This window comes from Peptoniphilus koenoeneniae, assembly GCF_030812875.1.
GTDB classification, from domain to species: Bacteria; Bacillota; Clostridia; order Tissierellales; family Peptoniphilaceae; genus Peptoniphilus_B; species Peptoniphilus_B koenoeneniae.
Genome location: NZ_JAUSTN010000003.1, coordinates 149,651 through 172,246, shown reverse-complemented (window position 1 = coordinate 172,246; position 22,596 = coordinate 149,651). Strand labels below are relative to the sequence as shown.

Below are 22,596 nucleotides of genomic sequence, written 5' to 3'. Positions count from 1 at the left end.
CCCCTTATCCGATTTTAATAACACTAATTACTGAATCCGGACAAGTTATAGCACAATTACAGCATGCTATACAATCTTCCGGACGAGCAGCGGTTGCAGGGCTATAGCCCTTTTGATTAATTTTGTGTGGATTGATTTCAATTACATTTTTAGGACATGCCGTTACGCAAAGACCGCATCCTTTGCATCTGACTTCATTGAATTCCACTCTACCTTTTGCCATTTTTTTCCTCCTCATATCATCCAATTGTCTCTGAAATAGAGTTTTATTGGAAAGATTTCATTTTTTATAGAGCCTTCTTCAGCAAGCTTTTTAGCAACATCACTTAGAGCCACTGTGTAAACAACAGGAAGATTAAGAAGTTTTCCAACTTCCTCGACAATTTCCTGACCGTAATAAATATCATCTACACTGGTGTCTTTAAGCATATGAGTTGTGTTTATAAGACCTGTCACTTTTGTTTGTGAATGGGCCTCAGTGCTTTTAATAAAAGCTACAATGTCCGCAACATCTTTTGTTTCAGGCCTGTTCCTGTTTATAACAAAATAATGATCATAGCCTTTATCAGCGAGCAAATCTCTGTATCTGCCCAAAGAAAGGGAACCTTTAGGATTTCCTCCTATATCAAGAACAGCTTGATAATCGTCATTTTCAAGGGGCATTAATATTTGAGGGTCTATTGCAGGTATATCAAGAGTTTGTGCTTTTTTCATAGAAGAACCTAAAATTGTAATTCCATGGTCTTCAAAAAAATCAATTTTTTCTCTTAACCTGAAATACATGTTTATAGTGTCCAAATCTATGGCTGCAACCTTTGGAAAATATTTTCTTAAGAATAATGCATAGTTAATAGCAAACTCCGTCTTACCGCTTCCAAAGTGACCGGTGATTAACTTTATACGATGTCCCTTAGGCCTTATCTCTTCCATTACAATTCACCTCAAATCTACAAAAATTTTAGTGCGAAATTAAGTACTATTATGAAAAAATAATAAAAATCCATTCATAATAAAATTGTTTATAATTTTATGTTCAAAAAGTGGTATGACAACTTTCTTGTATTTTTAGCCACTTCGCACATATTTATTGTAAGTCAAATTAAAAATTTTAACAAGTATTTTTTAATTTGAAAAAAATTTGATAAGTTTGTTATTATTTAAAAAATATCAATATAAAGAATTCTTCCATTATGAAAAAAACGGATTTTTCTATAATTATCTTTAAGAAAAAAATTTATAAAAAAATTATTTTAAAATAAAAATTTAAAATAAAATAAAAATAAAAAGTTGAAAACGATTTTTATAAAAGAATTTTAAAGGCAAAAGTTTATTTTAGGGTATAAATATAATAAATAGCTTTATGCTTTTAAAATTATAAAATTTTTAAACTTAGGAGGATTTTATGTTAAAAGAATTAATTAATGAAAGACGTTCTATTAGAAAATATGAAGAAAAAAAAGTTGATCATGAAAAAATAGAAGAAATTTTATCCTATGCAGTTTTGGGACCGGTTTATGGCGGAACCAGAAATGTGGAATTTATTTTAGTTGAAGATAAGGAAAAATTAGAAGAATTATCTCAAATGCAAAAATTTGGCACCCTTTATATAAAAGATTTGCCGGCTCTTGTAATTATTTTAAATCAAGATTCTAAGTATTGGATTGAAGAAGCAAGTATAGCAGCTGCATATTTACAACTTTTAGCTCAAGAAGAGGGTTTAAATACTTCTTTTATAGATGTTAGAGATGGAAAAACAAAAGATGGAGAAGATTACCAAGAATATTTTAGAAAGATGTTTAATATACCTAAGGATAAAAATATTTTGGCAATGATTCCTATAGGTTATGGACATGAAAAAGTAAGAAAAAGAGAAGCAGTTGACATAAAATCAAAGCTTCATTATGAAAAATATTAAAATTTGTTGAAAAATTAACTTTAAGGTGTTAATATAAAAGAGGTTTAGGAAACTAAACCTCAATCATCTTTTTTCTTTCCAGCTATACATAAAAGAGACGCATTATGCGTCTCTTTTATTTTTTATCTATTTTTTTAAAATTCTTTTTCTTCTACTTTTTCTTTTTCAACTTTTAAAAACATTATAAAGCCTATGACAAACATAAAGGCAAGACCTAAGATTGCATAGTGCTGATTGTTTGTAATTTGAGTTATTACTGAAACCATAAGGCTGCCTAAAATTGAAGCCCCTTTTCCGAAAACATCATAAATTCCAAAATATTCACTGCTTTTTTCCGGTGGAATAATTTTTGCAAAGTAAGATCTGGAAAGGGCTTGTATTGCACCTTGAAACATTCCTACGCCCAAAGCAAGGATCCAAAACTTAGTAAGACTGTCTAAAGTTACTGCATAAAAAGCAATTATTCCGTAACATATTATGCAAATTTTTATAAGCCCTTCCACTGGTCTTGTTTTTGAAATAACACCAAAAAATATTGCGCAGGGAAAGGCGACTAATTGAGTTACTAAAAGGGCAAGGATAAGGCCTTGGGAAGAAAGACCCAAGCTTTTTCCGTAAGCTGTTGCCATATTTATTATTGTATAAACTCCGTCAATGTAAAATAAAAATGCCAAAAGAAAATAAAAGACTTTTTTATCATTTTTTATTTCTTTAAAAGTATTTAAAAGATGTTTAAATACTTGAGAACTTTTTAATTTTATAGGACTTACATAAATTTGCTCATATCTTTTTAAAAGGGGTAGAGTCCATAAAAGCCACCAAAGAGCATTTATAAAAAATACTAAGTTCATGGAAAGACTTTGTGAAAGCCCAAAACTTGTTCCCTTAAGACCTATAAATATACTTATAACAAAGGGGAGGCAGGAACCTATATAACCCCAGGCGTAACCCTGTGAAGAAACATTGTCCATCCTCTCTTCTTCTGTAACATCTATTAACATGGAATCGTAAAAGACTAAAGAACCATTAAAGGCAACTTTTGCAATTACAACCTGAATTAAAAACATAAACCAATTTATGGCAAAGGGCAGGCCTGCACAGGAAAGGACTCCTATAAAAACAAACAATTTAAAAAGATTTTTCTTTTGTTTGTTGGAATCAGCCAAGGCTCCTAAGATTGGTCCTAAAAAAGCCATTATAAGAGTTGATGCTGTAATAGCGTAGCCCCAATAGGCAAGATAAGTTGTATCTTTTAAAGACTTCCCCGCCAAGTTATTAAAGAATATGGGTACTATTGTTGTAAAAAGCATAATAAAAGCTGAATTTCCAACGTCATAGTAGATCCAAGATTTTTCAAGTTTATTTAATTTATTCAAGGTTTACTCCTTCATAATTTTTATAAAATATGGGATTAATTTCTCCGCCATCATAAATATAGTCTAAGGCTGAATTAAAAATATCCTTAAAGTTTTCAAGGGCAAGGTCATAAGCTTTAAGCAAAACTTTGTTACTTTTTTCAGCTTGGGGGTGCTCCTCTTGCTTTATAAGTTGACCACCATATTCATTTAGTTTTAAAATTTTAAGAACACTTAAAATAAAAGTTTCTTTAAGTTTACCTGCTGGATTAAATAATTTTTTATATTTGTTAAAACCTAAGATAGAATTATAAATATCTTTAAGTTTAAGACCATAGGGCTCATAAATTGGTAAAATTTTAGGAGCCTTTCCAGGACTTGGAATAAGAGATTGCATTTTAAACTTAAAAGGATTAAGTCCGTCTTTAAGCATGAGAAATCTATCAAATTCAGATTCAATTTCCATGTGAGAATAGCTTATATTTATAAGTTCATCTACATAGGGATGAATTGTAACATCCAAAATAAAGTGAGCTATTGTTCCTAAATAGTAAAAAAATTCAGGACCTTTTTGATCTATAGCTTTAATTCTTTCTTTTGTAGTGTCAAGATATTCAATAAAGGGTCTTGAATGAATGTAAGATCCAGGATTATTCCCTTTAATTTTTAAATTTAAATTAAAAAAGAAAAGATCAGGTCCCTGAGAACCAAATAAAAACATCTGTCTTTCTTCAGCGCTGGAAACTTTAAAGTCTATAGAATTAATAACAGTTTTAGCAAATTTGTTATGTGCATAAATTGAAGCCATAAAATCCTCCTTATATAAATTTTATCACAAGGGAGATTTATTAGATATAATATAGATGAGGTAATAATGAAAAAATATATTAATGAAGCTGTAAAAAAAGTGTCAAGAAATATTTCTTTTTCAACTCCAGGTCATAAGGGAATTTTCTCTTTGCCCAGCCAAGTTGAATTTGATGTAACAGAGACTATAGGAACTGACAATCTTCTTCACCCTCAAGATGTAATTTTAAAATCTATGGAAAACTTAAAAAGAATATATGGAAGCAAAAAAAGCTACTATTTAACAGGAGGCTCTACAATTTCAAACCATATAGCTTTAAAAAGTATTACAAAAGAGGGAGATAGGGTATTAATAGAAAGAAATGCCCATAGGTCAATTTTAAATGGATGTATTTTAAATAAACTTAAAACGGAATTTATGTATCCTTCCTATGATAAAAAAACAAAACTTTTTTTGCCTTTAAGTCCACAAATAATAGAAAGTTATTTAAAAAAATATAAGGATATAAAACTTGTGATCTTAACCAGTCCAACTTATTATGGGATGGTTTTAAACATAAGAGAAATTGCGGAAGTTGTTCATAAATATGGAGCATATCTTTTTGTTGATGAGGCCCACGGATCACACCTTAACTTTTTAGATAAAAATTTAAGTGCCTTATCAGGGGGAGCAGATATAATAGTTCAATCTCCCCACAAAACCCTACCCTGTTTAACGGGTTCATCCTTTATTCATGTGGGAAGCTCTAAAGTTAACATAGAAAGACTTGAAAAAGTGATTTCCATGATAAGTTCCACTTCGCCATCATATTTAATGTTGCTTTCTATGGAAAGAGCTCTTGAATATATGGAAGAAGAAGGAAGAGAAAACTTAAAAAATGTTTTAAACTTAATAAAAGAACTTAAAAATGATTTAAAAGATAAATATTTTTTCTATGAAAGTGATTTTCACGACCCTACAAAACTTTTATTTGCCAAGGAAAATGTCAGTGGAAGCCAAATTTTAAGAGAACTTTTTAAAAAGAACATAAGACTTGAAATGGCAGATATAAATTACGCTCTTGCTTTAGTGGGACCGGTAGATAGTGAAAAAACTCTTGTACCTTTAAAAAAAGCTATGAGAGAAATTAATTTAAAAGAAGAAAATTTTAAAGATCTTTATAGACAAGTTTTGCCGGAAAAAATTATGGAGATGTATGAGACCTTTGAAAGAGAAAGCCAATTTATAAATTATACAGAGGCGGCTGGAAGGATAAGTGCAGATACTATTTGCCCCTATCCACCGGGAAGCCCCATAATAGTTCCAGGAGAACTTATTGATCAAGATGTTATAGATACTATAGGAACTTATTTAAAAGCCGAAATAGAAGTAACAGGTATAAATAAAAATCTTATTGAGGTGATAAAATGACATTTGAAGAAAATATTTCCAAAGAAAATGAAAACTTAGAAAATTTCAATGAAGAAAGAAAAAATGAAAGTGGGGTTGATCTTTCTAGAATTGATGAAGTTATGGAAATTTTAGAAGAACTTTTAGATGAAATACCAGACCAATATTTAAATAATTTAAACGGTGGGGTAATATTAGAAGAAGAGGTCAATTATCACCCGGAAGGAAATGATTTAATTGTCCTTGGTTCTTATAAGATAGATAATTTAGGAAGGCAAATAGTAATTTATTACGGTTCTTTTATGAAACTGTATTTTTATTTAGATAGAGAAAGTTTAAAAGAAAGACTGAGAGAAACTTTAAGACATGAGCTTAGACATCATCTTGAGTTTTTAGCGGGAAACAATGATCTTGTTATAGAAGATGAAAATTTTATAGAAAATTATAAAAAGGGAAGAGATGTTGAATGAAAAAAATAGCCGGATTATTTTTTAAAGGTCTGGGAAAAATTATAGATTATATATTCAGATTTTTTATAGGGATAGTGGAACTTTTAATAGATTTTTTTACAACTGCAAAAAGGGCAATTGGAGCTCTTTTCGCCTTTAGTGGATGTTTTATATTTTTCCTTATATTAAATCCTTTTTTTGCCTATGCTTTTTTTAATAAGTATAGGGGCCTTACTAGTTTTATAATATTGGCTTTCGTCTTTCCTTTTATAGGAACTATAAGTGTAAGCTATTTAAAGTATATTCACTATGTTTTAACTGAGTATTTTTTTGATTTAAGTGACTACTATCTTTTAGGAAGAAAGAAAAGCTATTCAAACCTTGGAGGCTACGGTGAAAAATATAGGGAAGAGCAAGAAAAAATAAGAGAGGAAAAAGAAAGACAAAGGCGGGAAGAAGAAAAGAAAAGATTTGAAGAGTCTTTCGGAAGAGGCTTCGGAGGAACTTATTGGACTTTTGGAGATGATATAAACTTTGAAGATCTATTTGGAGATCAAGGCTACTTCGGAGGCTTTAATCAAGGTCAATATCAAAGTGGCTCTTACAATCAGGACTATAATCAAAATTACAGGGGTCCATACACAAATTATGGGACAAGTTTTAAAAATCAATATGAAGAAGCTTGCAGGACCTTGGGAATAGAACCAACCTATGATAAATATGAAATAAAACTTGCCTTTAGAAAGGCTGCAAAAAAATACCATCCCGACATAAATAAGGAAGCGGGAGCAAAGGAAATGTTTCAAAAAGTTAATAATGCTTATGAATTTTTAAATGAAGAAAATATTGAAAGGTATAGGAGGTTAAAAGAACAATGAAAGATTTTGTATTTAATGTAGACACAAAAATTATTTTTGGAGAAAACCAACTAAGTGAACTTGGAAAGGAAATTAAAAAATACGGAAAAAAAGTTTTACTATGCTACGGAGGCGGAAGCATTAAGAAAAACGGAATCTATGATGACATAACAGGAGAACTTAAAAAAGACGGGATAGAATATGTAGAACTTAGCGGCATAGAACCTAATCCAAGAGTTGACTCTGCAAGAGAAGGACTTAAAATAGCAAGGGAAAATAAGGTTGACTTCATCCTTGCCGTAGGAGGAGGATCAGTAGTAGACTTGGCAAAATTAATAAGTGGAGCCTATTATTTAGACGTGGATCCTTGGCAAGTAGTCCTTGACTCATCAAAAATAGAAAAAGCTCTTCCTATAGGAGTTGTTCTTACTATAGCTGCAACGGGAACGGAAATGGATCCATTCTCAGTAATAACAAATTTGGAAACAAAGGAAAAATTATCTTTTGCCAGTGATTTAGTTTTACCGGTATTTTCTTTCATGAATCCTAAATATACCTTTACAGTTCCTGAAAAACATACAGTAGCAGGAGTTTGTGACATAATGAGCCACACTATGGAAAATTATTTCAGTTTAGGAGATGGCTGCTATTTCCAAAACAAATTATCTGAAGGACTTTTGAAAACCTGTATAAAATATGGTCCTATATTAAAAAAAGATCCTAAAAATTACGAAGCCAGAGCAAATATTATGTGGGCATCAACTTGGGCAATAAATGGACTTCTTGACAGTGGAAAGTCAACAAGTTGGTCAGTTCATCCTATGGAACATGAATTAAGCGCATTTTTTGATATAACTCACGGAACAGGACTTGCAATTCTTACACCCAGATGGTTGGAACATTGCTTAGATGAAGAAAGACAAGAAACAATAGGAAACTTTGCAAGAAATGTCTTTGATGTAAAAGAAGAAGATGATCTTAAAGCCGCTAAAGAAGGAATAAAAAAACTTTATGAATTTTTTGAGAACTTGGGAGTTCCTATGAGCCTTAGACAAGTGGGAATAGAAGAAGATAAATTAAAAGAAATGGCGGACCTTGCTGTAGAACATGCAGGAGGAAAAATAAAAGGCTTTAAAACCCTTTATGGTGAGGACGTTTATCAAATTTATAAGGCTTCATTTTAATAATAAAGGAGTTAACTATGGCTAATGATTGCTATTTTGAAGGAAAAATTTTAGGAAAAAAAGAAGAAGTAGAGGAAGTATTTAAGTATTTCACAGAAGCTTATAATTACAATTTCTTAAATGATAAAGAAAAAGCCCCTGATTTTATAGAACCTAAGGGACCTCATTTTTGGAGAATACATGACTTTAAAACCGTGAGCCAAGGGGAAAATGAAAGGGGAGAATTTTTTATTACTTTTTGTGGAATCTGTGCTTGGTCTTTATTTGCCAGCCTTTTACATGAAGGCTATAAAAAATCTTGGGATGAATACAAAGATAAAGTTTGGTTTAAAGGAACCTGTCTTGAAGAAGTTCATGAAAAATTTCCTCATTTAAAAATGGAATTTTTCTCAGAAGAGCCGGGAATGAATATATCAGAGCATATTTTAATTGAGGGAGATTCTTTTATAAAAGAATCTGAAGATTTTAAAATTGTCAATTATGAAAGCGTAGAAGAAGCAAAAGAAGATGGAATGGAAATAAGTGAAGACATGGTAGAAGAAGACATTTATGTAAGGCTTCCATCCTGGTATAAATCTGAAGATAATGGGCTTTCATACTCCCATTCGTGGAACATATAAAAAATAATATGCTTTAAAAGCCCTATAAAAAGGGCTTTTATTAATATTGAAATCTTTTAGCAAATGTGATAAATACTATAAAACTTACTAAGAGAGCCAAAAAATATTTTAAAAGGGAGGACGTACATGGATTATATATTTATGAATAAAAATGTGCCTGTTTTGGAGTTTTCAATGATAGAAGGTCATGTTTTAAAAATCAATAAGCTTTTAAACCCGGAATACCTTCCTTTTTCTTTAGCTATTAACAAGAAAAGAGAAAAAATAGCAAAATCAGATCTTGAAAAATTTTTCAGGTGGAGAGCCATTCCAGACACCAGGCAAAATTTGGATGAAATCTTAAGGGCAAGTAAGGTAAAAACTCCATATGACTTAAACTTTAAATATTACGGTCTTTCCCTATCAGACCAATATTGGATTAAAGAAAAGAAAGAAGAAGTATTTTGGAAGGATATTAATTTTTTTACAAATGATTTTTCCGATGATTTGGGACAATTAATGGTTGGCAAAGAAGTTAAAAACATATCCTTAAAAACCCCAGACAACACAACGGACGGCTGGTTGAAAAAATCATGGACAAATATAGAAGGTAAAAGAGTCCTTATAAAGGGCGGATCCAAACCATATATGCAGGAACCCTTTAATGAAAAAATAGCTTATGAAATAGGAAAGAGTCTTGGTCTTAACCATATAAGATATGATCTGAAAAAAATAGGAAAAGAATATTTTTCCCTATGTGAAAATTTTATAGATGAAAACACAGAACTTATTACAGCAAACTCCTTCTTAGCTCCCTTTAAAAAGCCCAACCATATATCCTACTATGAATTTATCATAGAAAAGATGGAAGAAGTGGGGGTAAAAGAAGCAAGACGAAAAATGGATGAACTTATGTATTTAGACTATGTGATTTACAACGAAGACAGGCACTATAATAATTTTGGATTAATAAGGGATGTAAACACTCTAAGAATTATAGATCTTGCCCCTATATATGACTCGGGAACAAGTCTTTTTTATGATACTTCTACTAAACTTATAAAATATGCAAACCCAAAAACAAAACCATTTTTTGAAGATAGGATAAAACAGAGAAAGTTAATAAGAGAAGAAAACATTCCTAAAACAAATAGGGATGAGATTTATAAAATAATAATAGATGTTTTTTCAGAAAATGAAGAAGTAGAAGAATTTTTTAAAGATAGAAAAGAAGAAATAGCAAAAAGAATAAGCGAAAGACTTTAAGTCGGGTAAAGCCCGGCTTTTTAATTATAAGAATTTGTATTTAATATTTAGTCTATATATTTTTATTTTTGAATTAAAATTTATTTTAAAAATTTTTACAAATATTTTTTTACGCTTTACGTAGAGCATTTTAAAATTTATTTTTTATGCTTTACGTGAAGCATTTTTATTTTTATTTTATTTTAAAATTTTTTCAACATATCTTTTTTCCATATTTTTTCTTTTTCATTTTTTTATTTTATTTCCAATTATTCATTTGCGGGGGTTTACTTTTGCGAAACATATTTACCATAAATTTATTCGTGGGCTTTTGTGGGCTGTAGGGATCGGTTTACCGGTCCGCGTGTATAATGTGAGAGAAAAAAATAAATATTTGATTTAAATTTTTTTATAAAAATTTTTTATGCTCTAGGTAAAGCATTTTTATTTATTTTTTATTTTTATGAAAAAAATTTTATTTTTCTCTTGCTTTTTTATGAGAGATTTTATATAATTTCAAAGCTAAATAAAAACACTGGCTATTTTTAAGGCTTTTTTAAAGTTTTTTCTTATTAATCCTTGATTTTAGCTTATTTTTTGTGTATAATATTTAAGCGTTTGAAATAAAACTTAATGCGATGAAGTCGTAGGTTGCTTGAATTCTTGCGGGAAAAAGAGAATTATAAGGTAATTACGACGGAGAAGTCCAAAATAATTTGGGCAGGGTTATTTTTTCCAAACACTTCGGACACACCGGGGTGCGTTTATCTATAACCCCACTCGCGAATACGAGGAGGTAAAAATGTCAAGTAATAGCAAACAAAAAATCAGAATCAGACTTAAGGCTTATGATCATGAACTTCTTGATAATTCTGCAAAGAGAATTGTTGAAGCTTCTAAAGCTACAGGTGCTGTTGTTTCAGGACCTATTCCACTTCCAACTGAAAAGGAAGTTGTTACAATTTTAAGAGCTGTTCATAAGTATAAGGATTCCAGAGAACAATTTGAGCAAAGAACTCATAAAAGACTTATCGACATTATTGGTCCTAACCAAAAGACTGTTGATGCTCTTATGAAGTTAAATTTGCCTGCCGGTGTTGATATTGAAATTAAGCTGTAATAATTGTTCTTTATATGATTACATTTGTAATCCGCTGTAAATTTTAGGAGGTGTAGAAATTTGAAATTTCTAATTGGCCGTAAAATCGGCATGACTCAACTTTTTGACGAAGATGGTACAGTTACTCCTGTAACGGTTATTGAAGCTGAACCCAATAAAGTCGTTCAAAAGAAAACTGTTGAAACTGATGGTTATAACGGTGTTCAAATTGCTGCAGGCAAGGTGAAAGAAAAGAATGTTAACAAACCTTTAAAGGGTCACTTTGATAAGGCGAATGTTGAGTATAAAAGATATTTAAATGAATTTAGAACTGATGATGTAGATTCTTACAATGTCGGTGATGAAATGAAGGTTGACTTGTTCGCTAAGGGCGAATTTGTTGATATTACCGGAACTTCAAAGGGTAAGGGAACTCAAGGGGTTGTTACTCGTCACGGCTTCGGACGTGGACGTGAAACTCACGGTTCAAAATTCCACAGAATGCCCGGTGGTATGGGTGCTGCATCTTACCCAGGAAAGGTTTTTAAAAACCATAGAATGGCAGGAAAGACTGGTAATGAACGTGTTACTGTTCAACACCTTTTAGTTGTAAGAGTTGATGTAGATAAAAACTTAATTTTTGTTAAGGGTGCTGTTCCAGGACCTAAGAAGGGCAAAGTTATAGTTAAGTCTACGGTTAAGTCCGGTAAGTAAGGAGGATTGTCATGACAAAAATTAATGTTGTTAATATGGAAGGAAATCCTGTTGAAGAAATCGAACTTAATAGTAATATTTTTGATGTTGAAATAAATGAGCATGTTGTCTATCTTGTTGTTAAAAATATTTTAGCTAACAAAAGACAAGGAACTCATTCTGCTAAAACTCGTGCTGAAGTACGTGGAGGTGGAAGAAAGCCTTGGAGACAAAAGGGAACAGGTCGTGCTCGTCAAGGTAGTATAAGATCTCCTCAATGGAGAGGCGGCGGTATTGTTTTTGCAAAGAAACCGAGAGATTATTCTTACACTACTCCGAAAAAAGTTAGAAGACTTGCTCTTAAATCCGTGCTTACTTCAAAGGTTCAAGATGGTGAACTTATTGTCGTTGACGATATTAAGATGGATTCTATTAAGACTAAGGACTTCGCTAATTTCCTTAAAAATGTGAAAGCAAACAAAAAAACTTATCTTGTTACTGATGAACATAATAAGAATGTTTACCTTTCAGCAAGAAATGTTGAGGGTGTTAATGTAGCTGAAGCAAGATTTATAAATGTTTATGATATTTTAAATTCTGATTCACTTATTATTTCTAAGGCTGCACTTAACACAATTAGTGAGGTGTTTAACTGATGAATAAATTTGATGTTATTATAAAGCCGCTTGTTACTGAAAAGAGTATGGCGGAAATGGAAAACAACAAGTACACTTTTCAGGTTGCTAAAAATGCTACTAAGCCTGAAATTAAAAGTGCTGTTGAAGAAATTTTCAACGTAAAGGTTGAAAAAGTTACTACTATGAATGTTCGTGGCAAAAAGAAAAGACAAGGTGCTACTTTCGGATTTACACCTTCTTGGAAAAAAGCCATTGTTAAATTAAAAGAAGGTTCAAATACTATTGAATTCTTCGATAGCATTCAATGAGAAGGAGGTAAATAATGGCAATTAGAGGATACAAACCGACCTCTCCGGCACGCAGACAAATGACTGTTGCCACTTTTGAAGAGGTTACTAAAAAGACTCCTGAAAAGTCACTTACTGTAAATCTCAAAACTACTGCAGGAAGAAACGCCCGTGGAAAGATTACTTCAAGACATAGAGGCGGCGGAGTAAAAAGAAGATACAGAATTATAGATTTTAAAAGAAATAAGGATAATATTCCTGCTAAGGTTGCAGCTATTGAATATGATCCTTACAGAACAAGTTATATAGCTCTACTACATTATGTTGACGGTGAAAAAAGATATATCTTGGCACCTAACGGCTTAAAGGTAGGAGATATTGTTGAAAGTGGAAGCGAAGCTGATATTAAAATCGGAAACGCTTTAAGACTTAAAGACATTCCTGTTGGTACAACAGTTCACAATGTTGAATTGTTACCAGGTAAAGGCGGTCAAATTGCAAGAAGTGCAGGTTCTGAAGTTCAACTTATGGCTAAGGAAGGCAAATATGCAACTTTAAGACTTCCTTCAACTGAAATGAGACTTGTACCAATTGATTGTAAGGCTACAATAGGACAAGTTGGAAATATTTCACACGAACTTATAACTTTAGGTAAGGCTGGAAAAAGCAGATATCTTGGAAAAAGACCTCATGTAAGAGGTTCTGCAATGAACCCTGTTGATCACCCTCATGGTGGTGGTGAAGGTAGAGCTCCTGTAGGTAGACCTTCTCCTATGACTCCTTGGGGCAAGAAAGCTATGGGTCTTAAGACAAGAAAGAAAAATAAAAAGTCTAACCAGTTAATTATAAGAAGAAGAACTAAGTAAGGGGGATTAAAATGAGTAGATCAGTAAAAAAAGGACCTTTCGCTGATGAACATCTTCTTAAAAAAGTTGATGCTCTTAACGAAAAAAATGAAAAGCAAGTTATAAAGACATGGTCACGTCGCTCAACAATTTTCCCTGAGATGGTATCACACACTATTGCTGTGCACGACGGAAGAAAACATGTTCCGATTTATATTACGGAAGATATGGTTGGTCACAAACTTGGAGAGTTTGTTCCGACGAGAACTTTTAGAGGACACGCCGGTAAAAGTGAAAAAACTACCGGTGTTAAATAATAAGGAGGGGTTCAAATGGAAGCAAGAGCAATTGCTAAATATATAAGAATTTCACCTCTCAAAATACATTTTATATGTGATGAGATTCGTGGAAAGTCAGTAAAAGAAGCCCTTTCTATTCTTGAATTTACACCTAAGCGTGGTGCTAAAGAATTATTAAAGGTGCTAAAATCTGCCATAGCCAATGCAGAAAACAATCTTAGTTTAGATGCTGATAATCTTTATGTTAAAGAAGCTTACGCCAATGATGGACCTACAATGAAAAGATTCCATCCTAAGGCTAAAGGTATGGCTTATCCAATTTTAAAAAGATCAAGTCATATTGGCGTAGTTGTAGCAGAAAGAGAATAAGGGGGTATACAATGGGTCAAAAAGTTAACCCGCATGGTCTTCGTGTTGGCATCATTAAGGACTGGGATTCTAAATGGTATGCTAATAAGAAAGATTTTGCCGAATTATTAGTTGAAGATAATAAAATTCGTAAGTTTATTAAAAATAAATTGTATGCAGCCGGTATTTCAAAAATCGAAATTGAAAGAGCGGCAAATAAAGTTAAAGTTTCAGTTTATACTTCAAAACCCGGTATGGTAATAGGCCGTGGCGGTGTAGGAGTTGAAGAACTTAGAAATGAACTGGAAAAGAAAACAGGAAAAAGCATTGTAGTTAATATTGAAGAAATTAAAAATCAAGATATGGATGCGCAACTTGTTGCAGAATCTATAGCTGAATCTCTTGAAAGACGTATTTCATTCAGACGTGCTATGAAGCAAGCTATTCAAAGAACAATGAGAGCAGGCGCTAAGGGAATTAAAACTGCAGTTGCAGGAAGACTTGGCGGAGCTGATATGGCAAGAACTGAAGGTTATTCAGAAGGAACAATTCCTCTTCAAACTTTAAGAGCAGATATTGATTACGGCTTTGCTGAAGCTGACACAACTTACGGTAAACTTGGTGTAAAAGTATGGCTTTACAAGGGAGAAGTTCTTCCTAATGCACAAGGTCATTCAAACAGAGAAAGAGACAACAAAAAGAGAAAAAGAAATGACCAACAAGGTAAAAATAACCGTAAGAGAAATAATCAAAAAAGAGACAGACGTACAAACGATTAAGTAGGAGGGAGGAAATATTATGTTAATGCCTAAAAGAGTTAAATTCCGTAGAGTTCACAGAGGCAGAATGAAGGGCAAGGCACAAAGAGGTAACACACTTACCTATGGTGAATATGGCCTTCAAGCACTTGAACCTGCATGGATTACTTCAAATCAAATAGAAGCTGCTCGTCGTGCGATGACAAGATACATTCGCCGTGGCGGTAATATTTGGATTAAAATCTTCCCGGACAAACCTGTTACGGAAAAACCTGCTGAAACTCGTATGGGTTCTGGTAAAGGTGCACCTGCTTATTGGGTTAGCGTTGTTAAACCGGGTAGAATTATGTTTGAAATGAATGGTGTTTCAGAAGAAATTGCAAGAGAAGCTATTAGACTTGCAGCTATGAAACTTCCAATCAAATGTAAATTTGTTATGAAAGAAAAGGATGGTGAATCAATTGAAGACTAAAGAAATTCGAAACTTGTCAAGTGAACAACTTACAAGCAAAATTGATGAACTTAAAAATGAATTGTTTAATCTAAGATTTAGATTAGCAACAGGTCAACTTGATAATCCATCAAGTATTAAAATGGTGAAAAAAGACATTGCTCGCGCAAAGACCATTTTAAGAGAAAGAGAACTTGAAATGGGAAGGGAGGCTTAATCCATGGAAAGAAATCACAGAAAAACCATTATAGGTACAGTTGTAAGTGACAAAATGGATAAGACTATTGTTGTTGCTGTTGAGACTTTTGTTGATCATCCCATTTATAAAAAAAGAGTTAGAAAGACCACAAAGTTCAAAGCTCATGATGAAAATAATGAATGTGGCATAGGAGATCGTGTAAAACTTATGGAAACCAGACCTCTCTCTAAAGACAAGAGATGGAGATTGGTTCAAATTGTGGAAAAGGCACAATAAAGAAGGGAGGTTTCTTTATGATACAACAAGAGTCAAGGATGCGTGTCGCTGACAACAGCGGTGCAAAAGAACTTTCAGTAATAAAAGTGTTAGGTGGAACTAACAGAAGAATAGCTAACATTGGAGATATTGTTGTTTGTAGCGTTAAATCTGCAACACCGGGTGGCGTTGTTAAGAAAGGTAGCGTTGTTAAAGCTGTTATTGTAAGAACTTCTAAAGGAATCAGTCGTCCAGACGGTTCATATATAAGATTTGATGACAATGCCGCAGTTATAATAAAAGACGACAAGAGTCCTGTTGGAACTCGTATATTCGGACCAGTAACAAGAGAACTTAGAAGCGGAGACTTCATGAAGATTATATCTCTTGCACCGGAAGTGCTTTAATTAGGAGGAAACTATGCGTATAAAAAAAGGTGACACAGTTAAAGTAATAGCCGGTAAAGATAAAGGAAAAACCGGTAAAGTTTTAAAAACTTTCCCGAAAGAAGATAAAGTAGTAGTTGAAAAAATTAACATTGTAACAAAGCATCAAAAACCAAAGGGACCTCAAAATCCTGGTGGAATTACAAAAGTTGAAGCTCCTATACACGTTTCAAATGTTATGTATTTTGACGAAAAATCGGGAAAAGGAACAAAACTTGGATATAAAATAGAAAACGGTAAGAAAGTCAGATTTAAAAAATCAGACAATCAAACCATTTAAGGAGGTAGAAGATGACTTCCAGATTAAAGGAAAAATATTCAAATGAAGTTGTTGGCCATTTAGTAGATAAATTCGGCTACAAAAATATAATGGAAGTTCCTAAGCTTGAAAAGGTTGTAATTAACATAGGCCTTGGAGAAGCTAAGGATAATCCTAAAGCTTTAGAAAGCGCAATTAATGATTTAACAGTTATCTCAGGTCAAAGACCTGTTGTAACTAAAGCAAAAAAATCTATTGCAAACTTTAAACTTCGTGAAGGACACAACATTGGTTGTAAAGTCACTCTTCGTGGAGATAGAATGTATGATTTCTTAGATAAATTAATGAACGTTGCTCTACCAAGAGTAAGAGACTTTAGAGGAATCAAACCTTCAGCTTTTGACGGCAGAGGTAATTATGCTTTAGGGCTTAAGGAACAACTTATATTCCCTGAAATAGAATATGACAAAGTAGATGCTATTAGGGGAATGGATATTGTTATAGTAACTACAGCAAATACTGATGAAGAAGCCAAAGCTTTCCTTGAAATGATGGGAATGCCCTTTGCCAGATAAGGAGGTAAACAATGGCAAAAAAATCAATGATTGCTAAACAAAAGAGAAAACAAAAATTTTCCACTCGTGAATACACAAGATGTACAATTTGTGGAAGACCGCATTCAGTATTAAAAAAATATGGAATTTGCAGAATTTGTTTTAGAGAATTAGCTTACAAGGGACAAATCCCGGGTGTTAAAAAAGCTAGCTGGTAAAGTTTAGCGAAAGGAGGATACCTATATGATGACAGATCCTATTGCAGATATGCTTACAAGAATTAGAAATAGCAATAATGCAAAACATAAATCGGTAGACGTTCCGGCATCAAACATTAAAAAAGAGATTGCCGAAATACTTCTAAACGAAGGTTATATAAAGAGTTATGACGTTATTGATGACAATAAACAAGGTGTCATTAGAATAGACTTAAAATATACTAAAGATGGAGAAAGAGTAATTTCCGGACTTAAAAGAATTTCAAAGCCGGGACTAAGAGTGTATGTAAATAGCGAAGATGTTCCAAAAGTTCTTGGTGGACTTGGAATCGCAATAATATCAACATCAAAAGGAATTGTTACTGACAAAGTTGCAAGAACTGAAAATGTTGGTGGCGAGGTTATTTGCTACGTTTGGTAATAGGAGGTGAAAAATGTCCAGAATCGGAAAAAAACCAATTGAAATCCCCGCTGGAGTAACAGTTAACATTGACGGAACTAACGTTAAAGTTAAAGGCCCAAAAGGAGAATTGGTTAACACATTTAACAATAACTTAGATATAAAGATGGAAAACAACGAAATTGTTGTTCAAAGACCTAATGAAGAAAAAAAGATTAGAGCGCTTCACGGACTTACAAGAACTCTTATATACAATATGATCATCGGCGTTACTGAAGGATATCAAAAAGAACTTGAGATAGTAGGAACAGGTTACAGAGCTCAAAAAGCAGGTAAAAAATTAAGCTTAACTCTTGGACTTTCACATCCACTTGATCTTGAAGATCCTGAGGGAATAGAAGTTGAAGTACCGGCTCCAAATAAGATGATTGTAAAAGGCATTGACAAACAAAAAGTTGGAGAATATGCTGCATATATTAGAGGATTTAGACAACCTGAACCCTATAAAGGTAAGGGAATCAAGTATGTTGATGAAGTTATAAGACGTAAAGTCGGAAAGACCGGTAAGTAATAGTAGGAAGGAGAATAAATAGTGTTTAAAAAAGTAGATAAAAAAGAAACACGTGTTAAAAGACAACACAGAATCAGAAATAAAATCTCCGGAACTTCTTCTTGCCCAAGACTTAGTGTGTTCAGATCAGGAAAGCACATCTATGCTCAATTAATAGATGATGAAAATGGAGCAACTCTTGTAAGTGCTTCAACACTTGATAAAGCACTTGGTCTTGAACAAACTCACAACATTGAAGCGGCAAAGAAAATAGGAGAAAGCATTGCAAAACGTGCTTTGGATAATGGAATAGAAGAAGTAGTATTTGACAGATCCGGTTATCTATATCACGGACGTATAAAGGCACTTGCTGAAGCGGCAAGAGAAGCCGGACTTAAATTTTAATTAAGGAGGGGAAATATGGAATATTCACTAATAAACCCTGATGAATTACAACTTGAAGAAAGAGTTGTAGCAATCAACAGAGTAGCAAAAGTAGTAAAAGGTGGTAGAAACTTCAGATTTTCCGCTCTTGTAGTTGTAGGAGATAAAAACGGATACGTTGGAGTTGGAACAGGAAAAGCTCTTGAAGTACCAGAAGCAATTAGAAAAGCAGTTCAAGATGCAAGAAAACATATAGTTAAAGTAAACCTATTAGGCACAAGTATTCCTCACCAAGTAGTTGGAATATTTGGAGCAGGAAGAGTTTTCTTAAAACCTGCCCGCGAAGGTACAGGAGTTATAGCCGGAGGAGCTGTTCGTGCAGTATTAGAACTTGCAGGAATTTCAGACATTCGTACTAAAAACTTGGGCACAAACAATCCGAGAAATATCGTAAATGCAACAATGGATGCGCTTAGACAACTAAAGACAGCACAAAGTGTAGCAAAACTTAGAAACAAGTCTGTTGATGAAATTTTAGGTTAAGGGGGTAAACATGCTTAAGATAAAATTAGTAAAAAGCCCTATCGGTAAAATGGAGTCTCACAAAAGAACAGTAAAAGCATTGGGACTTAGAAAAATCGGACAGGTTGTTGAACATGAAGATAATCCTCAAATAAGAGGTATGATCAAGAAAATAGATTATATGTTAGAGGTTACTGAATAAGGAGGTGCGACCATGAAATTACACAACTTAAGACCTGCAGAAGGCGGCGGAGTAAAAGCTAAAAAAAGATTAGGTAGAGGTATCGGAAGCGGTACAGGAAAAACCTCCGGACGTGGACACAAAGGTCAAAACGCAAGAAGCGGCGGTGGAGTAAGACCTGGATTTGAAGGTGGTCAAATGCCTCTATTCAGAAGACTTCCAAAAAGAGGTTTTACAAACATCTTTGCAAAAAAATTTGCAGTTGTAAATGTTAAGGATTTAAATAACTTTGAAGAAGGAACTGAAGTAACACCTGAATTATTATTAGAAAAAGGATGCATCAGTAAATTAGAAGACGGTGTTAGAATTCTTGGCCAAGGAGAAATAAGTGTAAAACTAACAGTTAAAGCTAGCCATTTCTCAAAATCTGCAGCTGAAAAAATAGAAGCAGCTGGAGGAAGGATTGAGGTGATCTAATGCTGTCCACATTTAAAAATGCTTGGAAAATACCGGAATTAAGAAAAAAGATGCTATTTACGCTTTTCATGCTTTTGGTATACAGATTAGGATCACACATAACAGTACCGTTTATGAATAAAGAAGCAATAGCACAATTATTTAGCGGTAACAATGCCGGAGTATTAACATTTCTTGATATGATGGCAGGAGGAAACTTCTCCAACTTTACAATTTTTGCAGCAAATATAACACCATATATTACTGCATCAATTGTATTACAACTTCTTACAATAGCCATTCCTTCACTGGAATCATTGGCTAAAGAAGGAGATACAGGTAGAAAGAAAATTGCAAAATATACAAGATATCTTTCTATAGCAATAGCATTAGTACAAGCAATAGGATTTACATTTGTATTATTTAAAGATGCAGTCCTTGCTCATACACTATTGCAAAAGTTGGTTGTTATTCTATCTATAGTAGCAGGAACAGCATTGCTAATTTGGATAGGAGAACAAATTACAGAAAAAGGAATAGGAAATGGTATATCAATAATCATCTTTGCAGGTATAATAGTTAGAATGCCAAGAGATTTATACCAATCATTTCTATTAGTAAAAATGGGAAGAGTACACTGGGCTTTTCTAGCACTATACATTGTGCTTGCAATAGCAATAGTATTCTTCGTAGTAATACTCAACGAAGGTGAAAGAAGAATACCGGTTCAATATGCAAAAAGAGTAGTCGGAAGAAAAATGTATGGAGGACAATCAACTCACATACCTATTAAAGTTCTTATGACAGGAGTTATGCCAATAATTTTTGCAAACTCACTACTTGCAATTCCATCAACCCTTATAATGTTTACAGGTCCAGGAAAATTCCAAGACTTTGTAATAAAATGGCTTACACCACAAGGGGGACCGGGAATAGTAATATATGTATTGTTATCAATAGTATTGATAATATTCTTCACATTTTTCTATACAACTATTCAGTTCAACACAGTTGAATATTCAAAGAACTTGCAACAAAACGGTGGATTTATCCCTGGAATAAGACCAGGAAAACCAACAAGTGACTATCTTGGAAGAAGTGTTAACAGATTAGTATTGCCAGGAGCAATAGCCCTTGCAATTTTAACTGTACTTCCAACAATTTTAACAAGAGTTGCACACTTAAGATTCAACTATGGCGGAACATCAATACTAATTGTTGTCGGCGTTATTTTGGAAACTGCAAGAGTTCTTGAACAACAAATGTTAATGAGACATTACAAAGGATTCTTAAAGAAATAGGAGGAATAATGAGACTCGTAATTTTAGGACCTCCAGGAGCAGGTAAAGGAACACAAGCAGATTTTATAATCGACAAATATAAAGTTCCTCACATCTCAACCGGAGACATATTCAGAGAAAACATAAAAAATGGAACAGATCTTGGCAAAAAAGCAAAATCATATATGGACAAAGGACTTTTAGTTCCTGACCAAGTAGTAATTGATATTGTAAAAGACCGTTTAACATGGGATGACACAAAAAAAGGATTCTTATTAGACGGATTTCCAAGAACAGTAGCTCAAGCAGTGGCTCTTGATGCATTTCTTGATTCACAAAATAAAAAATTGGATTCAGTAATAAACATCAATGTAGACACAGGAATTTTAGTAGAAAGAGCAGTTGGAAGAAGAGTATGTAAAAGCTGCGGAGCAACCTATCACGTAAAAAATAAAGCACCAAAAGAAGAAGGCAAATGTGATAAATGTGGAGGACCGCTTTTCCAAAGAGACGACGATACAGAGGACACAGTAAAGACCAGAATACAAGTTTACTTTGATCAAACATCACCTCTAATAGACTACTATAAGGCACAAAATTTACTCCTTGATGTAGATGGCAAAGGAGACATGAAAGAAACCTTTAAAAGAATAGAGAAGAGTTTAGATGCAAAAGACGCTTAGACTGAAAACAGGTCAAGTGGTAAAGTCATTAGCAGGAAGAGATGAGGGAAAAATCTTTGCGATACTTGAAATAGTTGATGAGAAATATGTAAAAATAGTAGATGGGAAACTTAGAAAATTAGAAAGACCTAAACTAAAAAAAGTAATGCACTTAAAACCATATAATGCATTAATAGACTTACATGTTGAAAATTTAAACGACAGCTATATAAGAAAATCGCTAAAGGTTATAAATAAGGAGGCCTGACTGTGGCAAAAGAAGATGTAATAGAAGTAGAAGGCAAAGTTATAGATGCTTTACCTAACACAAATTTTAAAGTAGAACTTGAGAATGGGCACGTAATACTTGCACACATCTCAGGAAAGTTAAGAATGAACTATATAAGGATTTTGCCAGGAGACAAGGTAACAGTAGAGCTGTCACCCTATGACTTAACTCGCGGCAGAATAACTTGGAGAAATAAATAAACCCTATTGTGACTTAGGAGGGATAAGATGAAAGTAAGACCATCTGTAAAAAAGATGTGCGAAAAATGCAAAATCATTAAGCGTAAAGGTAGAGTAATGGTTATTTGCGAAAACCCGAAGCACAAACAAAGACAAGGCTAATGGAGGTATGAAATGGCAAGAATTGCTGGTATAGACTTACCTAGGGAAAAACGTGTTGAAATCGGATTAACATATATCTTCGGCATTGGTAAAAACAGATCAAGAGAAATACTAAAAAATGCAGAAGTCGATTTGGACACAAGAGTAAAAGACCTCACAGAAGGTGAATTAGCTCGCATAAGAGATGAAATAGATAAATATCACGTAGAAGGAGACTTACGTAGAGATATAGCATTAAATATAAAAAGACTTAGAGAAATTAACTGCTATAGAGGAATACGTCATAAAAAAGGATTACCTGTACGTGGACAAAAAACAAAAACTAATGCAAGAACCAGAAAAGGTCCTAAAAAATTAGTTTCAAAGAATAAATAAAGGAGG

The 22,596-nt window shown here is 33.1% G+C and carries 38 protein-coding genes; 34 read left to right on the top strand and 4 right to left on the bottom strand.

Features of this window, described 5'->3' with window-relative positions:
• Nucleotides 1-4: 4 nt before the first annotated feature.
• Together J2S72_RS03770 and J2S72_RS03765 are read right to left on the bottom strand one after the other, a co-directional pair.
• A complete protein-coding gene (locus J2S72_RS03770; RefSeq protein ID WP_023055842.1) occupies nt 5-223 on the bottom strand; it encodes a 4Fe-4S dicluster domain-containing protein in 219 nt (72 codons plus the stop codon).
• A gap of 11 nt (nt 224-234) precedes the next feature.
• Complete coding sequence (locus J2S72_RS03765; protein WP_023055846.1) at nt 235-930, bottom strand: hypothetical protein; 696 nt, start codon at nt 928-930, stop codon at nt 235-237.
• A 472-nt stretch (nt 931-1,402) separates the two neighbouring features.
• Between J2S72_RS03765 and J2S72_RS03760 the strand changes: the two genes are divergently transcribed.
• Entirely contained in the window at nt 1,403-1,915 is a 513-nt protein-coding gene (locus tag J2S72_RS03760) for a nitroreductase family protein (RefSeq protein WP_023055873.1), read from the top strand.
• 134 nt (nt 1,916-2,049) lie between these two features.
• On the opposite strand, the gene J2S72_RS03755 is transcribed toward J2S72_RS03760, so the two are convergent.
• Together J2S72_RS03755 and J2S72_RS03750 are read right to left on the bottom strand one after the other, a co-directional pair.
• Nucleotides 2,050-3,291 carry an MFS transporter gene (locus J2S72_RS03755; protein WP_023055864.1) on the bottom strand — a complete coding sequence of 414 codons (1,242 nt, stop codon included), beginning with the start codon at nt 3,289-3,291 and terminating at the stop codon, nt 2,050-2,052.
• The gene (locus J2S72_RS03750; RefSeq protein WP_023055881.1) at nt 3,284-4,078 is read right to left on the bottom strand and encodes a zinc dependent phospholipase C family protein; all 795 of its coding nucleotides are present in this window, start codon (nt 4,076-4,078) and stop codon (nt 3,284-3,286) included. Before J2S72_RS03750 ends, J2S72_RS03755 begins: the two co-directional genes overlap by 8 nt.
• Before the next feature lie 66 nt (nt 4,079-4,144).
• Here J2S72_RS03750 and J2S72_RS03745 point away from each other — a divergent pair, with 66 nt between their 5' ends.
• The 33 genes from J2S72_RS03745 (at nt 4,145) to rpsM (ending at nt 22,590) form a co-directional block, all read left to right on the top strand.
• Nucleotides 4,145-5,488 carry an aminotransferase class I/II-fold pyridoxal phosphate-dependent enzyme gene (locus tag J2S72_RS03745; RefSeq protein WP_023055866.1) on the top strand — a complete coding sequence of 448 codons (1,344 nt, stop codon included), beginning with the start codon at nt 4,145-4,147 and terminating at the stop codon, nt 5,486-5,488.
• On the top strand, nt 5,485-5,937 hold the full coding sequence (locus J2S72_RS03740) for a metallopeptidase family protein (RefSeq protein ID WP_023055876.1): 453 nt from the start codon (nt 5,485-5,487) through the stop codon (nt 5,935-5,937). Before J2S72_RS03745 ends, J2S72_RS03740 begins: the two co-directional genes overlap by 4 nt.
• A complete protein-coding gene (locus J2S72_RS03735; RefSeq protein WP_023055853.1) occupies nt 5,934-6,794 on the top strand; it encodes a DnaJ domain-containing protein in 861 nt (286 codons plus the stop codon). The genes J2S72_RS03740 and J2S72_RS03735 overlap by 4 nt, the downstream gene beginning before the upstream one ends.
• Nucleotides 6,791-7,957 carry an iron-containing alcohol dehydrogenase gene (locus J2S72_RS03730; protein ID WP_307494994.1) on the top strand — a complete coding sequence of 389 codons (1,167 nt, stop codon included), beginning with the start codon at nt 6,791-6,793 and terminating at the stop codon, nt 7,955-7,957. Before J2S72_RS03735 ends, J2S72_RS03730 begins: the two co-directional genes overlap by 4 nt.
• A 17-nt stretch (nt 7,958-7,974) precedes the next feature.
• On the top strand, nt 7,975-8,577 hold the full coding sequence (locus J2S72_RS03725; RefSeq protein WP_023055885.1) for a hypothetical protein: 603 nt from the start codon (nt 7,975-7,977) through the stop codon (nt 8,575-8,577).
• Nucleotides 8,578-8,703: 126 nt separating this feature from the next.
• Nucleotides 8,704-9,822 (top strand): HipA domain-containing protein, encoded by a 1,119-nt coding sequence (locus J2S72_RS03720; protein ID WP_023055883.1) that lies wholly within the window; start codon nt 8,704-8,706, stop codon nt 9,820-9,822.
• 781 nt (nt 9,823-10,603) lie between these two features.
• Nucleotides 10,604-10,921, top strand: coding sequence for a 30S ribosomal protein S10 (gene rpsJ, locus J2S72_RS03715; RefSeq protein WP_023055884.1), 318 nt, complete (start codon nt 10,604-10,606; stop codon nt 10,919-10,921).
• Between the two features lie 60 nt (nt 10,922-10,981).
• Complete coding sequence (gene rplC / locus J2S72_RS03710; protein ID WP_023055878.1) at nt 10,982-11,614, top strand: 50S ribosomal protein L3; 633 nt, start codon at nt 10,982-10,984, stop codon at nt 11,612-11,614.
• An 11-nt stretch (nt 11,615-11,625) separates the two neighbouring features.
• Complete coding sequence (gene rplD / locus J2S72_RS03705; RefSeq protein ID WP_023055858.1) at nt 11,626-12,249, top strand: 50S ribosomal protein L4; 624 nt, start codon at nt 11,626-11,628, stop codon at nt 12,247-12,249.
• A complete protein-coding gene (gene rplW, locus J2S72_RS03700; protein WP_023055861.1) occupies nt 12,249-12,539 on the top strand; it encodes a 50S ribosomal protein L23 in 291 nt (96 codons plus the stop codon). The genes rplD and rplW overlap by 1 nt, the downstream gene beginning before the upstream one ends.
• A 14-nt stretch (nt 12,540-12,553) precedes the next feature.
• Nucleotides 12,554-13,384 carry a 50S ribosomal protein L2 gene (gene rplB, locus J2S72_RS03695; protein ID WP_023055850.1) on the top strand — a complete coding sequence of 277 codons (831 nt, stop codon included), beginning with the start codon at nt 12,554-12,556 and terminating at the stop codon, nt 13,382-13,384.
• Nucleotides 13,385-13,395: 11 nt separating this feature from the next.
• Nucleotides 13,396-13,680, top strand: coding sequence for a 30S ribosomal protein S19 (gene rpsS, locus J2S72_RS03690; protein WP_023055841.1), 285 nt, complete (start codon nt 13,396-13,398; stop codon nt 13,678-13,680).
• A gap of 15 nt (nt 13,681-13,695) precedes the next feature.
• Entirely contained in the window at nt 13,696-14,031 is a 336-nt protein-coding gene (gene rplV / locus J2S72_RS03685) for a 50S ribosomal protein L22 (RefSeq protein WP_023055843.1), read from the top strand.
• A gap of 11 nt (nt 14,032-14,042) precedes the next feature.
• Nucleotides 14,043-14,789 (top strand): 30S ribosomal protein S3, encoded by a 747-nt coding sequence (gene rpsC / locus J2S72_RS03680; protein ID WP_023055886.1) that lies wholly within the window; start codon nt 14,043-14,045, stop codon nt 14,787-14,789.
• A 19-nt stretch (nt 14,790-14,808) separates the two neighbouring features.
• Nucleotides 14,809-15,240, top strand: coding sequence for a 50S ribosomal protein L16 (rplP, locus tag J2S72_RS03675; RefSeq protein WP_023055840.1), 432 nt, complete (start codon nt 14,809-14,811; stop codon nt 15,238-15,240).
• On the top strand, nt 15,230-15,436 hold the full coding sequence (rpmC, locus tag J2S72_RS03670; protein ID WP_036739655.1) for a 50S ribosomal protein L29: 207 nt from the start codon (nt 15,230-15,232) through the stop codon (nt 15,434-15,436). Before rplP ends, rpmC begins: the two co-directional genes overlap by 11 nt.
• Before the next feature lie 3 nt (nt 15,437-15,439).
• Nucleotides 15,440-15,694 (top strand): 30S ribosomal protein S17, encoded by a 255-nt coding sequence (rpsQ, locus tag J2S72_RS03665; protein WP_023055856.1) that lies wholly within the window; start codon nt 15,440-15,442, stop codon nt 15,692-15,694.
• Between the two features lie 17 nt (nt 15,695-15,711).
• Nucleotides 15,712-16,080 carry a 50S ribosomal protein L14 gene (gene rplN / locus J2S72_RS03660; RefSeq protein WP_023055872.1) on the top strand — a complete coding sequence of 123 codons (369 nt, stop codon included), beginning with the start codon at nt 15,712-15,714 and terminating at the stop codon, nt 16,078-16,080.
• A 13-nt stretch (nt 16,081-16,093) separates the two neighbouring features.
• Nucleotides 16,094-16,399 carry a 50S ribosomal protein L24 gene (gene rplX, locus J2S72_RS03655; RefSeq protein WP_023055848.1) on the top strand — a complete coding sequence of 102 codons (306 nt, stop codon included), beginning with the start codon at nt 16,094-16,096 and terminating at the stop codon, nt 16,397-16,399.
• A gap of 11 nt (nt 16,400-16,410) precedes the next feature.
• Nucleotides 16,411-16,953: a 50S ribosomal protein L5 gene (rplE, locus tag J2S72_RS03650; protein ID WP_023055839.1), complete on the top strand. Its 543-nt coding sequence runs from the start codon at nt 16,411-16,413 to the stop codon at nt 16,951-16,953.
• A gap of 11 nt (nt 16,954-16,964) precedes the next feature.
• Entirely contained in the window at nt 16,965-17,150 is a 186-nt protein-coding gene (locus J2S72_RS03645; RefSeq protein ID WP_023055847.1) for a type Z 30S ribosomal protein S14, read from the top strand.
• A 25-nt stretch (nt 17,151-17,175) separates the two neighbouring features.
• Complete coding sequence (gene rpsH / locus J2S72_RS03640) at nt 17,176-17,571, top strand: 30S ribosomal protein S8 (protein ID WP_023055849.1); 396 nt, start codon at nt 17,176-17,178, stop codon at nt 17,569-17,571.
• 13 nt (nt 17,572-17,584) lie between these two features.
• Entirely contained in the window at nt 17,585-18,121 is a 537-nt protein-coding gene (gene rplF, locus J2S72_RS03635) for a 50S ribosomal protein L6 (RefSeq protein ID WP_023055870.1), read from the top strand.
• A 21-nt stretch (nt 18,122-18,142) separates the two neighbouring features.
• Nucleotides 18,143-18,505 (top strand): 50S ribosomal protein L18, encoded by a 363-nt coding sequence (gene rplR / locus J2S72_RS03630; protein ID WP_023055851.1) that lies wholly within the window; start codon nt 18,143-18,145, stop codon nt 18,503-18,505.
• Between the two features lie 15 nt (nt 18,506-18,520).
• Complete coding sequence (gene rpsE, locus J2S72_RS03625) at nt 18,521-19,027, top strand: 30S ribosomal protein S5 (protein ID WP_023055888.1); 507 nt, start codon at nt 18,521-18,523, stop codon at nt 19,025-19,027.
• Between the two features lie 10 nt (nt 19,028-19,037).
• On the top strand, nt 19,038-19,208 hold the full coding sequence (gene rpmD, locus J2S72_RS03620; protein WP_023055860.1) for a 50S ribosomal protein L30: 171 nt from the start codon (nt 19,038-19,040) through the stop codon (nt 19,206-19,208).
• Between the two features lie 12 nt (nt 19,209-19,220).
• Nucleotides 19,221-19,664 carry a 50S ribosomal protein L15 gene (gene rplO, locus J2S72_RS03615; RefSeq protein ID WP_023055880.1) on the top strand — a complete coding sequence of 148 codons (444 nt, stop codon included), beginning with the start codon at nt 19,221-19,223 and terminating at the stop codon, nt 19,662-19,664.
• Nucleotides 19,664-20,944, top strand: a complete 1,281-nt coding sequence (gene secY / locus J2S72_RS03610; protein ID WP_023055838.1) for a preprotein translocase subunit SecY — start codon at nt 19,664-19,666, stop codon at nt 20,942-20,944. The genes rplO and secY overlap by 1 nt, the downstream gene beginning before the upstream one ends.
• A gap of 8 nt (nt 20,945-20,952) precedes the next feature.
• Nucleotides 20,953-21,606 carry an adenylate kinase gene (locus tag J2S72_RS03605; protein WP_023055865.1) on the top strand — a complete coding sequence of 218 codons (654 nt, stop codon included), beginning with the start codon at nt 20,953-20,955 and terminating at the stop codon, nt 21,604-21,606.
• Nucleotides 21,590-21,853 carry a KOW domain-containing RNA-binding protein gene (locus tag J2S72_RS03600; protein ID WP_023055852.1) on the top strand — a complete coding sequence of 88 codons (264 nt, stop codon included), beginning with the start codon at nt 21,590-21,592 and terminating at the stop codon, nt 21,851-21,853. Before J2S72_RS03605 ends, J2S72_RS03600 begins: the two co-directional genes overlap by 17 nt.
• A gap of 2 nt (nt 21,854-21,855) precedes the next feature.
• Nucleotides 21,856-22,074 (top strand): translation initiation factor IF-1, encoded by a 219-nt coding sequence (infA, locus tag J2S72_RS03595; protein WP_023055845.1) that lies wholly within the window; start codon nt 21,856-21,858, stop codon nt 22,072-22,074.
• Nucleotides 22,075-22,101: 27 nt separating this feature from the next.
• Complete coding sequence (gene rpmJ / locus J2S72_RS03590; RefSeq protein ID WP_004820371.1) at nt 22,102-22,215, top strand: 50S ribosomal protein L36; 114 nt, start codon at nt 22,102-22,104, stop codon at nt 22,213-22,215.
• Nucleotides 22,216-22,227: 12 nt separating this feature from the next.
• Complete coding sequence (rpsM, locus tag J2S72_RS03585) at nt 22,228-22,590, top strand: 30S ribosomal protein S13 (RefSeq protein ID WP_023055871.1); 363 nt, start codon at nt 22,228-22,230, stop codon at nt 22,588-22,590.
• Nucleotides 22,591-22,596 lie beyond the last annotated feature (6 nt).